Genomic DNA, 13,622 nt, shown 5'->3' on the forward strand with positions numbered 1-13,622 from the left:
ACATTGTTAGTTGATTTCCTCTGCTGCGTATTGCGCTTCCCAGCGGTCTATCCGCCGCCGGGTGATCTTTGCGGTCAGGACGGCGCACCAGGAGGCCAGGAACCACCCGGACCGCAGCCACATGAATAATTCCTGCGGGAAGAACGTGGCTGCCATCAGTACGTCCTTCCAGTCGCGGTGCGGAATCCGAAGCGCCCGTTTGATGTCCAGCGCCACGAACAGGATTGGCACCAGCCACCAGAACAGGACGAAGTGAAACACTCCCAACGAGAGTGAGAGGATAATTACTGCGATCCACAGCAACTTCAGGAACACGCCCAGCAGACCCATGGCCTGCTGGCCCCAGTCGCGCAGGGTCAGCCGGTTGATTCCAAGGTCCAACAGATCTTCCACGGTGCCGACCTGCCATTTCATCCGCTGGCCCCACAGTGCTTTGACTGTCTTCATCGAGTCGGTGTAGGCGCGGACATCCGGGGATACCTGGCAGATAAAGCCCAGTTCACGGATGCGATAGGTCAGTTCGAAGTCCTCGACCTGCGAGGTGTAGACCCAGGGCCCTTCACGGTCGTTCCGGGCCGCGATCTGCCGGAGGACGTCGTTATTGATGGCGCAGCCGGTTCCTGCCAGAACGCTGGTCCTGCCCCGCCTCAGGGCCGTATCGGTCCACGTGGCGAATTCAGCTTTCTGCAGCCGGCTCAGAAATCCGGGGTCCTGCATCGTGAATTTCGATGACGAGCCACCCATGCGCGCGCCCCTTTCGGCGCTGAACTCCCGGGACCAGGCTTCGACGGCGTTCGAGGGTAGGACCGTATCCGCGTCGAGGCAGATGACCACGTCGGCGTCGAAGGCGTACTTTGCCCAGGCCCGGTTCAGGGCTTCGGATTTGCGGTGTTGCAATCGTGGAAGCTCCATCACGGCCACCGGGTACTTCCGCGCTTCCATGGCCGTTGAATCGGTGCATCCGTTGGGGATGACCACGATGAGGTCCGCGGGACGGGACTGGAGCATCAGGCCATCGAGGGTTGCCCCGATCGAGCTGGCCTCGTTGTAAGCGGGCACCAGCACCACCACGCGCAGGCCAAATGAAGCAGGGGTAGCCTCGGCCGCATCGGATGCGACGCGGGCTGCCCGCCGGGTGGGATGAACGATAGACGCGCGCGTCACGTCGGCCGGGGGCAGGGAAAGTACGGCGTCCACGGCGGCCTCCTCGGGTGGCTTCGCAGACCCCAGCGGCCTGCGAATCCATCCTGCAGGCGCCTTCTCAGATTTCGCCCCCGGATACCGTCAAGGTTCCATCAATACGGTTCTGGCTGATCCTGGGCAGGTCCAGCACAATGAGCGGTGCCTCGGTGATTTCAGAGCCACATGACCGGGCGGGCTACGGGCCTCGGAGCGAGAGCGGCCCAGCATCGGCCAGCGGCGCCGGCGCACGTCACCGGGCTCGGGAAAGCGCTCGCCTACGTCTCGCCCGCTGCCGTGCGGGACCTATATCCCAACGCAGGTGACTTGCCGGCGATGGCGGAGCGCAGCATACGAACGGCTGGCCGCGTTGCAGGAGGAGCTCGAGCGTGTGCGGGAGCGCGGAGTTGCCTTTGAGCGTGAGGAATCAACGCTCAATGTCTTTTGTGCGGCGGCGCCGGTGCGCGACGGATCCGGTGCCGTGGTCGCCGCCATCAGCACCTCGGTGTCCTCCGCCCACTGGCACCAGCGTCCCGAGGAGTGCTGGGCCGACCTGGTGCAGCAAGGAGCTGACCGACTGTCCGCGCTGCTCGGCTTCACCGACCCGCACCGACCAGCAAGTACGCGTCAATCTGTCTGGTTGCCCACACTGTTGCCCAACTAGCGGCATAATGACCTAAACTGCTTCACTGAGGTGCCTGAAATGGTGCCGTGCAGCGACGAAAGTGAATACGCCATGGCTACCGATTACGACGCTCCACGCAAGACTGACGACGAGGCTTCTGCTGAGTCGCTGGAGGCCCTGCAGGCATCCCGCAGCAGCAATGTCCAGACCGCAGTCATCGACGTCGACGAGACCGACACCGCCGAAGGCATTGACCTTCCCGGAGCCGATCTATCCGGCGAAGAGCTGACCGTCATTGTTGTTCCCGAACAGTCAGATGAGTTCACCTGCTCATCCTGCTTTCTGGTCCGGCACCGGTCCCAGGTTGCACGCGAAAAGAACGGCATGAAGTACTGCATCGAGTGCGAAGGATGAACGCCCGGCGCCGGCACTCCGGTGAGCCGATCCGGCGTCGTTATTATGCATAACGGCAGGGTGCAGAAACGGCGTTAATAGCGTTTCGTTTGCCCGATTCGATGCTTCAGAATCACGCCCGCGTGACCGGAACCAGGACGAATTAACGGTTCCGCGCCGAAGCGGACACAACCCTTTTGAGTGGCCCCGGAGGCTCCTACGCTTGAGCTACCTAATCACTCGAAGGGTGGCCCACAATGAAAAAGATCTATACGTGGCTGACAGTCATCTTGATGGCTGTCGGATTGGGTTTCCTGGCTCCGGGGCCCGCCTCGGCAACCACATCGTATTGCGGGCTCGTATGGGGATCACTGGCTGAATCAGACCCGGCCATGAGCACCGCATCCGTCACCAACGTCAGGACGGGGCAGCACTACTGCTTCGACCGGATGGTGGTCGATCTCAACGGCCCAGTGGCCGGCTACACGGTCCAGTATGTTCCGACCGTGGTCCAGGACGGTTCAGGTTTTGAAATCCCGCTGCTGGGTTCGGCATTCCTCCAGGTAACTGTGAACGCACCGTCCTACGACAGCAACGGCAACGTCACCTACAGCCCGGCGGCCAAAGCCGAACTGTCCGACGTCTCGGGATACCAGACCTTCCGGCAGGTTGCCTACGCAGGCAGCTTTGAAGGCTACACCAGCATCGGACTGGGCGTCCGTGCCCGGCTCCCGTTCCGGGTCTTCACCCTGGACGGCCCCGGATCCGGATCGCGCATGGTGGTCGATGTAGCGCACTTCTGGTGAGCGTCGGTTCGTTGCGGCACCGGCATTGAGATAAGCACAGGAATCCAAAAAAAGCGGCGCCCTGCCCGGAAAGATCCGGACAGGACGCCGCTTTGTTGACAAGGTTTGGGTTACTCCGGGACCACCAGCGCAGGAGTGTCCCGGCGGATGGTTTCACCCCGGAAGAAACCGGGGCTCAGGCGCGCCATGATGACCATGAACACAGCCCCGAGCGCCAGGATCCCGATGCCCAGGACAAACACCAGCCCAACCCCGAAGACCTCGGAGCCGCTGCCGAACTCCGGCGCCCAGCTGTCCACAGCAGTCTGCAGGAAAACCACAAACAGCCCAACTCCGCCCAGCACCGGGCAGAGTAGCCGCAGCACGAAGTTGCGCACGCTACTGAACACGCTGTTCCGGAAGTACCAGGCGCAGGCGATGGCGGTCAGGCCGTAGTAGAAGCAGATCATCAGACCAAGAGCCAGGATGGTGTCGTTCAGGACGTTTTCGCTGATGACGTGCATGATGGCGTAGAACCCGGCGGACAGGACGCCCGCCGCCACCGTGGCGAATCCCGGCGTCGAGAACTTCTTGCTCATGTGTGCGAACGGTTTTGGCAGGGCGCTGTAGTGCGCCATGGCCAGCAGGCTGCGCGAGGGCGAAGTGAACGTCGACTGCAGCGAGGCTGCGGAGCTGGACAACACCGCGAGGGACATCAGGATGGCGAACGGTCCCATGATGGGGGAGGCCAGCGCGGTGAAGACGTTTGCGCTGTTTTCCTCGTTGTTCAGGCCGATTCCGGTGTCCCCCACGCCGGCGAACATCATGGTGGCGATGGTCACCAGAAGGTAGATGCCCAGGACGACGACGGCGGTCAGCGTGCCTGCGAGGCCGGCGGTCTTCTTGCCGTTGGCGGTTTCCTCGTTCACCGTCAGGCACACGTCCCAACCCCAGTACACGAAGATGGACAGCGAGATGCCGGCCGCGACCTGGCCGAAGGTCTCAATCCTGGTGACGTCGAACCATTCCCAGCTGAACGGGATGGCAGTCTCGGACGTGGACCAGTTGGCGAATGCCATGGCCACGAACAGGCCAAGGACCAGCAGCTGGAAGCCCACCAGGCCGTACTGGACGATCTTGGTGCTGTGCAGGCCGCGATAGCTGACCCACACGGCGAGGGCCACAAAAACGAAGCACGTCAGGACGTTCAACGGCTTATTAGCCGCGAGGTCCGCCAGTTCAGGCGCACCCGTCAGCTGTGACAGGAAGAGGTAGAAGAAGTCCACGGCCACGCCCGCCAGGTTGGACAGGACGATGATGTTGGCGGCGAGCAGTCCCCAGCCGCCCATCCAGCCCACCCAGGGACCAAACGCTTTGGTGACCCAGGTAAACGTGGTGCCGCTGTCCGGGGAATCGGCGTTGAGTTCCCGGTACGCGAGTGACACCAGGATCATGGGGATGAACCCGATCAGGAAAATGACGGGCAACTGGAGCCCCGCCTCGTTAACCGTGGGGCCAAGGGCGCTGGTCAGCGTGTAGGCCGGTGCGATGGTGGAAATGCCAAGAACGACGACGGCGAGGAGCCCCAGCTGCCCGCCCTTCAGTCCTTTTGGGGTGATGCCGTGGGCCGAGCCGGCCGTGTCCGACCCGGACGGCTGGCCGGAAGGGGTGCTCTTGCGGATGGTTTGGGTCATTGTCCAGCGCTTTCTACGAGGCAGCAGGCTGCTGTTGGGTGATGCAGTGGATACCGCCGCCGCGGGCGAAGAGCTCACGGGCGTCAATGCCGACCACACGCCGGCCGGGGTAGGCCTCTGCCAAGATCTGCAGCGCCTTGTCATCGTTGGAGTCGGCGAAGGTGCACGCGATGACGCCGCCGTTGACCACGACGTGGTTGATGTAGCTGTAGTCGACAAAGCCTTCGTCATCCCACAGGGTTGCAGGGGCCGGGACTTCGATGATGGTCCACTCGCGGCCGGCGGCGTCCGTGGTGGTGCGCAGGAAACTGATGATGTCGCGGCAGACCTGGAAATCCGGGTGGCGGGGGTCCTGCTGGGAATGCACCAGCAGTGTGCCGGGGGAAGGGATGGCGGCCACGATGTCCACATGCCCGCGGGTCCCGAACCGTTCCGAATCCCTGGCCAGTCCGCGGGGCAGCCAGATCACTTTCGTGGCGCCGATCGTGCGGGCGAGCTCGGCCTCGACATCCGCCCGGCTGAGTCCGGGGTTGCGCCCCGGATCAAGCTGCACGGTCTCAGTGACCAGTACCGTTCCCTCACCGTCCACGTGGATGCCCCCGCCTTCGTTCACCAGCGGGGACACAACGTGGTGGGCTCCCGAACGGCCGGTAACTTCGGCGGCGATCAGGGCGTCCTTGTCCCAGCGTGCCCAGTCCTGGGCGCCCCAGCCATTGAAGACCCAGTCCACGGCGCCGCGGCACCCGTGCTGATCAAGCACAAACGTGGGGCCGATGTCCCGCATCCATGCATCGTTCAGCGGCGCGGAAAGTACCTCGACGTCGGGATGCAGATAGCGGGCGGCCGTGCCGACGTCGTCGGGGTCCACCACTACGGTGACCGGTTCAAATTCGACGGCGGCGTTGGCCACCGCTGCCCAGGTGGACCGGGCAGCGTGGGCGTCGTCGGCGGTGTCACCCAGGGTATAGCCGCCAGTGGGGAAGGCCATCCAGAGCCGCTCCTGTGGGGCGGTTTCGGCAGGCATGCGCCACGTGCTCATGCGGTCACCTGCTGACGGGTGATTGAGCTTGTCGAAATCCCGGTCTCGCTCCCCAACAGCTCCCTAACCTCGCGAGCTCGGCCAGGGAACGCTGCGGTTGTGGGCCCAGGTTCCGTGAGCCGGCCGTAGGTATCGGGGCGGCGCGTGGACAGGAAGGGGAATAGCGTCAGCCAGTCCCGCCGCTGGTCCAGGTCGAGGTCTGCCACCAGCACCGCGGAGGCGTCACGCGGGGCCTGCACTAGGACGCGGCCGTACGGATCGGAGATGAAGGAGGAGCCGTAAAAGTTCAGCGTTCCTTCATCGCCCCAGCGGTTGGGCGCCACCATGAACAGGCCGTTGGCGATGCCGTTGCCGACAATCACCTGCTGCCACAGCGGCTGGGTGTCGAAATCCGGGTGGTCCGGCTCTGAGCCGATGGCCGTGGGGTAGACCAGGATCTCTGCGCCACCGAGGGAGTAGAGCCGGGCTACCTCCGGGAACCATTCGTCCCAGCAGGTGGGCATGCCCAGCCGGGCGCCGCCCAGTTCTGCCGGCGCGTGGACCTCGTAGGCATCCGTGGCCGCCGGCCCCTGGCGGAAGAATTTGTCTTCGTAGTAGCCGGCGGTAACCGGAATGTGCAGCTTGTGCGTGCGGGCGAGCAGGTCACCCTCGGACGACACCAAGATGGCTGTGTTCAGCCCCAGGCCGTCGTCGCTGCCGTCCGGGTTCTCCGCCTGCTGGTACAGCGAGGCATGGACAGCCACCCCGTGGCGGCGGGCCGATTCGGCAGCAAACCGGAAGGTGGGCCCGGTGAGCAGGTCCTCAGCGGTGTCCGACGGCCGGGGCCGCACTGCTCCAGGCTGCACCGCTCCGTGCCGGGGAATGTCATTCTCCGGACGCGTGTCCGCGGGGTAGCGGGAGAGGGTGAGTTCGGGCAGGAACACGACCGATGCACCGAGCCGGGCGGCCCGGCCGATTCCTTCATCGAGTTCAGACCGCAGGATGGCAGTGTCTGCATGCCAGCGGTGCTGCACCACGCCCACCCGAAGGGCGGTGCGTTCGGACGGCGTTGTCCGGGCCAGGGAAGCGGGTGAGTCGAGGCAGGAAATTTCTATCATTGGCTTACTTCCAGTGAGACGACCGTCACTAAATGAATGACGTTCATTTAGTATGGATGATGAACGACTTTCGCGCAATGGTTTAAATGAATCCCATTCTTTTGTGTCGCTCCGGTCGGCTTAGTAAGCTCACTGAGAAATTTGCTTCCGGCCTGCCGCGATCGATCCCGTGGCTGATAGCGTCGGGACTACTGGACCAATCGAGGAGGATTCATGAAAGCTTCACCGACCCTGACCAACAACCTGCAGGCCGTACTCGCGGACCTGATCGAGCTGCACATCCAGGGCAAGCAGGCCCACTGGAACATTGTGGGGACCAACTTCCGGGACCTTCACCTGCAGCTGGACGAAATCGTGGATGCCGCCCGGCAGTTCGCAGACGATATGGCCGAGCGGATGCGCGCCCTCCACGCCCTGCCCGATGGCCGAAGTGCCACGGTGGCAAAATCCACCAGCCTGGCCCAGTTCCCCGAAGGCCTCATCAACACCAAGGACGCCATCGAGCGGATCGTTGCTGCACTTGAGGCTGCCGTGGGCACCATGCGCAAGGTCCATGACGAAGTGGACGAAGAGGATCCCACCACCGCGGACCTGCTCCACGAATTCATCGCCAGGCTGGAGCAGTACGCGTGGATGGTGAACGCCGAGACCATGAAGGCCTCCGCCAGCGTCACCGCCCCTGACGCCAAGTAGGGCCCGTCAGTCCTAGTCCGCCGTCGGAACTTTCCGGAGTACGACGGCGGCAAGGACTGCCGCGCTCGTCATCAGTACCAGCGCAATTGCCGCAGTGGTGTGGACACCCGAATCAAACGCCAGGCGTGCTGCGCCGCGGAGCGCTTCGGCCAGCGGAGCAGGCAAGGTGACGGCCAGCTCCACGGCGCCCGCCAAAGTTTCGCCGGCCTGGTGCATGGCAGTGCCGGACGCCGTTTCCTCCACCTCGGCCGGCAGCCGGAGATTGCGCTGGTACGAAGCGGTCAGGATGGATCCCAGCACCGCCGTCCCCAGCAGGGACCCCACCTCATACCCCGTTTCCGAGATGGCGGCCGCCGCTCCTGATTTCTCCGCTGGAACGGAGCCCAGGATGAGGTCATTGGAAATGGTTTCCGCTGTGCCCACCCCCAGGGCGAGGATAAGCAGCGCGGCCAGCAGGAGGGCCGGGCCGGAGCCGTGATCACCGAAGACTACGATTCCGTAGCCGGTGGCGCTCAGGGCCAGGCCACCTGCCACCACAAAGCCCGGACGCACCTTCCGGACCAGCGGTACCACTGCCAGCCCGGCCAACACTGTGGCCACCAGGGCCGGGATCATGGCTATTCCGGCGGCCGACGGCGTCATCCCGTCCAGGAGCTGGAGGTGCTGGGCGAGGAACAGGATGAAGCCGTTGAAGGAGAACAGGGCCAGCACGTTTGCCGTGATGGCGGTGCTGAAGACCCGGTTGCCGAACAGGGACATGTCCAGCAGAGGGCTGGACAGCCGCTGCTGGCGGCGGACAAAGACGACGCCCATGGCCAGGCCAAAGGCAACTAGCCCCACCGGAGTGGCCCCGAAACCTTCGGTCGCCATTTCCTTGATGCCATACACAACGGGCACCATCACCAGCAGGGACAGGGCGATGCTGGGCACGTCCACCCGTCCGGGCCGCGGATCCTTTGATTCCGGGATGAACGCAGGGCCGAACGCCAGCAGGGGCAGCATGATGGGCACGGCGACCAGCAGGATGGCGCCCCACCAGAACTGCTCCACCAGCCAGCCCCCAAAGATGGGGCCCAGGGCGGCGCCGCCGGAGAAGCCGGCTGCCCAGATGGCCACGGCCAGCCGACGCCGGTTTGGGTCCGGAAAAATGTTGCGGATCAGCGACAGGGTTGAGGGCATCAGCATGGCGCCGAAGAACCCCAGCATCACCCGTCCCGCTATCAGCCACTCCGCGCTGGGGGCAAGGGCTGTTGCTGCCGAGACCGCGGCGAATCCAACGCTGCCGGTCAGCAGCAGCCGGCGGCGCCCGATCCGGTCACCCAGGCTGCCCATGGCAACCAGCAATCCGGCAAGCACCAGGGGATAGGCGTCCACAATCCACAGCAGCTGGACTCCCGTTGTCTCCAAGCTGCTGGCGATGGCCGGAAGCGCAAATGTCAACGCAGTGTTGTCTACTGCAACCAGGAGCACCGGAAACATCAGCAGGGCCAGCGCGAGCCAGTCGCGCCAAGGCGCCTTGGCGGGCCCTGACGGCCGGAGACCGGCTGCCGTCGCGGATGTGCTGCGCGTGTTCTGGTTGGACTGTGCGGACAATGTCATGTCGATAACTGTACCGTCCAGACGGTACAGTTAAGAAACGGGGCCCGGAGCGTGCATGATTGAAGCCATGGCCAGAAATCCCGTCGCACGCGATGCAGTCCTCGACGCTTTTGAAGAACTCCTGATTGATGTGGGGGAGCGGGCTGCCACTTTGGATGCGGTGGCCAGGCGGGCCGGCGTGTCCAAGGGCGGATTGCTGTACCACTTCCCTAACAAGGAAGCGCTGATCGCCGCGGTGCTGGAACGGTTGGATCGCCTGGCCGTCGAGGATCTCGCGCTGATGGCCGCAGCAGCCGAAGGTGCGGCGGCCTACTTTATCCGTTCCTCGCTCTGGTCCGATTCGCCGATGGACCGCTCCTTTGTGGCCGCCACGCGACTGGCCGAAGTGGCCCATGAAGAGGCCCGGCGGCGCTTTGCCGCCATCCAGCAGCAGTGGTTGGACCTGATCGCGGCCGACGTCGGCACGGCCATGGCGAAAGCCGTGCTGTATATGGGGGACGGGCTGTATTTCAACGCCATGTGGGAAAGCGGCACCACCGGGGACGGCCGGGGCAGGCACGGAGATATTGAGGAGCTCCTTGCCGCAGTGGAGCGGCTGCGGGGCTGATTCTGCTCAATCATTCGGCCGGTCCCTGATGCAAGCCCGGGTGTATCCGGACGCGCACGAGCTCCACACCGGAATGATTGAGCAGAATCCGACGACCTCATTTGCCCGATGGCCCGGGGCGTAGGAGAATTGGTCCCTGTAATGGCTGCCACCGGCCGGCACAACAATCTGAATATGCCTTTGATCTGCGGCGGGAGAGTTCTGTTAGTAGGTACAACAGGCGCCGTAGGAGCAAATCCTCCCCAGGAATCTCTCGGGCCCACGTACCGCCGCGGCCAGGCAACCCTGGAAAGTGGCAGGCCGTCCGCCTGAGACATCCCGGATCACTCCGGAATGTCAGGACCGCTGTGCTCACCGACGGTGCAAGCGTCACCCCGCGACAAGCAGGTGGGCGCGGAAACTCTCAGGTCCCAGACAGAGCGGGGTGGAACCCGAATCGATGTGGCGTACCCTGCGCCGCCATTAGTAATGGAGTTCCTTGTGAGTGTTAGTTCCGCCTCGGCCACCTTCGTTGACCGGCACATCGGCGCCCGCCGCCAGGCCGATATCGACTCCATGCTCAAGGCCGTCGGCTACGACACTGTGGACGCGCTGGTGGATACTGCCGTCCCCAACGACATCCGCCAGGCCAAGCCGCTGGCCCTCAAGGACGCCCTCAGTGAGGTTGAGGTCCTTGCGGAGCTGCGGAAGCTCGCCTCCAAGAACAAGACCGCTGTGCAGATGATCGGCCAGGGCTACTACGACACCGTGACGCCCGCCGTGATCCGCCGCAACATCCTCGAAGCCCCTGCCTGGTACACCGCGTACACCCCGTACCAGCCCGAAATTTCCCAGGGCCGGCTTGAGGCGTTGCTGAACTTCCAGACCATGGTCCAGGACCTGGTGGGCCTGCCGATCGCGAACGCGTCGCTGCTGGATGAAGCCACCGCGGTCGCCGAGGCCGTCCTCATGATGCGCCGGGCGAACAAGAACAAGGAGGCCCGGGACGGCAAGACGGTCCTGGATGCCGACTGCCTGCCGCAGACCATCGCCATCGTCAAGGGCCGCGCCGAGGCCCTCGGTTTCGAGGTGGAGGTCGCTGACCTGTCCAAGGGCCTGCCCGACGGCGTCATCAACGGCATCGTCCTGCAGCAGCCGGGCGTTTCCGGCCGGGTCTTCAACCACGCCGCAGTGATCGCGGCAGCCAAGGAGCGCGGCGCGCTCGTCACCGTTGCCGCCGACCTGCTGGCCCTGACCCTGATCACCCCTCCCGGGGAGCAGGGCGCGGACATTGCCGTCGGCTCGACCCAGCGTTTTGGTGTGCCGTTGTTCTTCGGCGGCCCGCACGCCGCGTACATGGCAGTGGCCAAGGGTCTGGAGCGGTCCATGCCCGGCCGCCTGGTTGGGGTGTCCAAGGACGACGCCGGGACCCCCGCGTACCGTCTGGCGCTCCAGACCCGCGAGCAGCACATCCGCCGCGAGAAGGCCACGTCCAACATCTGCACCGCGCAGGCCCTGCTGGCCATCGTCTCCTCCTTCTACGCCGTTTACCACGGCCCCGACGGCTTGAAAGCGATCGCCGAGACCACACACGGCCACGCTGCAATCATCGCCGCGTCGCTGAAGTCGGCTGGCCTGGACGTACTTCACACGAGCTTCTTTGATACCGTCACGGTTTCCGTGCCCGGCAAGGCCTCCGCCATTGTTGCCGCCGCCGAAGCCAAGGGCATCAACCTGCGCCACATCGACGAGAACACCATCGGCGTCTCCGCCGATGAAACCACAACCCCGGCCATCGTCGCCGGTGTGCTGGACGTCTTTGGCGCCGCCGTGGTGGACGCGGCCGCCGGCACTGACACTGGGTTCGCGCTGGATGCCGCCGTCGTCCGCACCTCTGAGTACCTGCAGCACCCGGTGTTCAACACGCACCGTTCCGAGACCCAGCTGCTGCGCTACATCCGCAGGCTGAGCGACCGTGACCTTGCCCTGGACCGGACCATGATCCCCCTGGGTTCCTGCACCATGAAGCTGAACGCCACGGCCGAGATGGAAGCCATTTCCTGGCCGGAGTTCGCCTCCATCCACCCGTTCGCCCCGGACTCACAGACGGTGGGCTGGCGCGAGCTCATCAGCGGGCTGGAAGCTGACCTCGCGGAAATCACCGGTTACGACCAGGTCTCCCTGCAGCCGAACGCCGGTTCCCAGGGCGAGCTCGCGGGCCTGCTGGCCATCCGTGGCTACCACCTGTCCCGCGGCGATGACCAGCGCACCGTTTGCCTGATCCCGGCCTCGGCCCACGGCACCAACGCCGCCTCGGCCGTCCTGGCCGGCATGAAGGTTGTTGTCGTCGCGACGGCGCCGGACGGCAGCATCGACCACACGGACCTGTACGCCAAGATCGAGGCGAACAGGGACGTCCTCTCGGCCATCATGATCACCTACCCCTCCACGCACGGTGTCTACGACGCCGACGTCACCGAAATCTGCGACGCTGTGCACGCTGCCGGCGGCCAAGTGTACGTGGACGGCGCCAACCTCAACGCCCTCGTGGGCCTGGCGCAGCCGGGCAAGTTCGGCGGCGACGTCTCGCACCTGAACCTGCACAAGACCTTCTGCATCCCGCACGGCGGCGGCGGCCCGGGCGTTGGCCCGGTCGCGGCCAAGGCCCACCTGGCACCGTTTATGCCCGGCGACGCCAACAAGGCGGCGCACGAGTCCGGCTCTGCCGGATCAACAACAGGCGTGGCCATCAGCGCATCCAACTACGGCTCCGCCGGCGTCCTGCCCATCTCCTGGGCCTACGTGAAGCTCATGGGCGCGGAGGGCCTGACCGAAGCGACGAAGTCTGCGCTGCTCGCGGCGAACTACGTCGCGGCCCGCCTGAACGAGTACTTCCCGGTTCTGTACACGGGCGAGGGTGGTCTGGTGGCGCACGAGTGCATCCTGGATCTCCGTGAGCTGACGGCGAAGACCGGCGTCACCGCGGAGGATGTGGCCAAGCGTCTGATTGACTACGGCTTCCACGCCCCCACCCTGGCGTTCCCGGTTGCGGGCACGCTGATGGTGGAGCCCACGGAGTCCGAGGACCTGGTGGAGATCGACCGGTTCATCGACGCGATGATCACCATCCGCAAGGAAATCGACCAGGTGGCCAACGGTGACTTCACCGTGGAGAACAGCCCGCTGCGCCACGCACCCCACACCGCGTCCGCCGTCGTCACCTCCGACTGGGCCCGCCAGTACCCGCGTGAGCAGGCCGCGTTCCCGGTCCACCACCTCAAGCAGGACAAGTACTTCCCGCCCGTCGGCCGCATCGACGGCGCAGCCGGGGACCGCAACCTGATCTGCTCCTGCCCGCCGCTTTCCGAGTTCGAAGACTAAGGGCCGGCAGGCCGGAGTTTTCAAGGGTGCTGCTCCTTCGTCGCTCTGACGCACGCTTTCGAAAACCCCGGCCCGCCAGCCCTATCGGTGGTTGAGCTTGTCGAAACCGGATCTTGACAGGCTCGATCACCGTCACCGCCCGGCCATGCCCGGGACTGACCCGGGTTGGGGTGCTGTCGGTGCCTCGTGCCACGATGGTTTGATGGATGACAGGACAGGCGGTGCATTGGGCTACCACGCAGGCTTCCTGCGGGTGAGCCTGGATCTGCCGGCGCCGGACGTGCCCACGGTGGTTCTGGACTACATTCATTTCTCTGTCAGGCAACTCCCGGCGCGGCGACTCGCGGCCACCGGAGTTTCACAGGTGCTGCCCCTTCGTCGCTCTGACGCACGCTTTCGAAAACCCCGGCCAGCCGGCCCCCTCGGTAGGTCCGCGGCGTCCGGCAGCATGCGTCAAAGCGAGGAACGAGCAGCATGCAGAGGATGTCGGGGACCTACCGCCCTAACCGGAGGCTTTAGACTTGGGGCTACATGTCCGCACGCAGCCACGA

Annotated in this window: 11 protein-coding genes and 1 riboswitch; of the genes, 6 read left to right on the top strand and 5 right to left on the bottom strand. The window is 64.8% G+C overall.

The window, feature by feature from the left end:
- Positions 1-6: 6 nt before the first annotated feature.
- On the bottom strand, positions 7-1,197 hold the full coding sequence (locus tag ACQCSW_RS04685) for a glycosyltransferase family 2 protein (RefSeq protein WP_426989717.1): 1,191 nt from the start codon (positions 1,195-1,197) through the stop codon (positions 7-9).
- Between the two features lie 304 nt (positions 1,198-1,501).
- Between ACQCSW_RS04685 and ACQCSW_RS04690 the strand changes: the two genes are divergently transcribed.
- From ACQCSW_RS04690 to ACQCSW_RS04700, 3 genes are all read left to right on the top strand, one after another.
- Positions 1,502-1,843, top strand: coding sequence for an IclR family transcriptional regulator domain-containing protein (locus ACQCSW_RS04690; protein WP_426989718.1), 342 nt, complete (start codon positions 1,502-1,504; stop codon positions 1,841-1,843).
- Between the two features lie 72 nt (positions 1,844-1,915).
- Entirely contained in the window at positions 1,916-2,218 is a 303-nt protein-coding gene (locus tag ACQCSW_RS04695; protein WP_111909554.1) for a DUF4193 domain-containing protein, read from the top strand.
- Between the two features lie 236 nt (positions 2,219-2,454).
- Positions 2,455-3,003 (top strand): AMIN-like domain-containing (lipo)protein, encoded by a 549-nt coding sequence (locus ACQCSW_RS04700; RefSeq protein ID WP_426989719.1) that lies wholly within the window; start codon positions 2,455-2,457, stop codon positions 3,001-3,003.
- Positions 3,004-3,113: 110 nt separating this feature from the next.
- Here ACQCSW_RS04700 and ACQCSW_RS04705 read toward each other — a convergent pair whose 3' ends face one another.
- Genes ACQCSW_RS04705 through ACQCSW_RS04715 form a run of 3 tightly spaced genes read right to left on the bottom strand, consistent with a single transcriptional unit; the run spans position 3,114 to position 6,812 of the window.
- Positions 3,114-4,676 (bottom strand): APC family permease, encoded by a 1,563-nt coding sequence (locus ACQCSW_RS04705; RefSeq protein WP_426989720.1) that lies wholly within the window; start codon positions 4,674-4,676, stop codon positions 3,114-3,116.
- Positions 4,677-4,689: 13 nt separating this feature from the next.
- A complete protein-coding gene (locus ACQCSW_RS04710) occupies positions 4,690-5,715 on the bottom strand; it encodes an agmatine deiminase family protein (RefSeq protein ID WP_426989721.1) in 1,026 nt (341 codons plus the stop codon).
- Positions 5,712-6,812 carry a nitrilase-related carbon-nitrogen hydrolase gene (locus ACQCSW_RS04715; RefSeq protein WP_426989722.1) on the bottom strand — a complete coding sequence of 367 codons (1,101 nt, stop codon included), beginning with the start codon at positions 6,810-6,812 and terminating at the stop codon, positions 5,712-5,714. Before ACQCSW_RS04715 ends, ACQCSW_RS04710 begins: the two co-directional genes overlap by 4 nt.
- Positions 6,813-7,025: 213 nt before the next feature.
- On the opposite strand from ACQCSW_RS04715, the gene ACQCSW_RS04720 reads away from it, so the two are divergent.
- On the top strand, positions 7,026-7,505 hold the full coding sequence (locus tag ACQCSW_RS04720; RefSeq protein WP_426989724.1) for a Dps family protein: 480 nt from the start codon (positions 7,026-7,028) through the stop codon (positions 7,503-7,505).
- A gap of 12 nt (positions 7,506-7,517) precedes the next feature.
- On the opposite strand, the gene ACQCSW_RS04725 is transcribed toward ACQCSW_RS04720, so the two are convergent.
- Positions 7,518-9,104, bottom strand: a complete 1,587-nt coding sequence (locus ACQCSW_RS04725; protein WP_426989725.1) for an MFS transporter — start codon at positions 9,102-9,104, stop codon at positions 7,518-7,520.
- A gap of 67 nt (positions 9,105-9,171) precedes the next feature.
- On the opposite strand from ACQCSW_RS04725, the gene ACQCSW_RS04730 reads away from it, so the two are divergent.
- The gene (locus ACQCSW_RS04730) at positions 9,172-9,711 is read left to right on the top strand and encodes a TetR/AcrR family transcriptional regulator (RefSeq protein WP_426990621.1); all 540 of its coding nucleotides are present in this window, start codon (positions 9,172-9,174) and stop codon (positions 9,709-9,711) included.
- 181 nt (positions 9,712-9,892) lie between these two features.
- Positions 9,893-9,990, top strand: a riboswitch (glycine riboswitch).
- 189 nt (positions 9,991-10,179) lie between these two features.
- Positions 10,180-13,071 carry an aminomethyl-transferring glycine dehydrogenase gene (gene gcvP / locus ACQCSW_RS04735; protein WP_426989726.1) on the top strand — a complete coding sequence of 964 codons (2,892 nt, stop codon included), beginning with the start codon at positions 10,180-10,182 and terminating at the stop codon, positions 13,069-13,071.
- Positions 13,072-13,622: the final 551 nt, after the last annotated feature.

The sequence above is a fragment of the Pseudarthrobacter sp. Y6 genome, from assembly GCF_050156205.1.
Classification (GTDB): domain Bacteria; phylum Actinomycetota; class Actinomycetes; order Actinomycetales; family Micrococcaceae; genus Arthrobacter.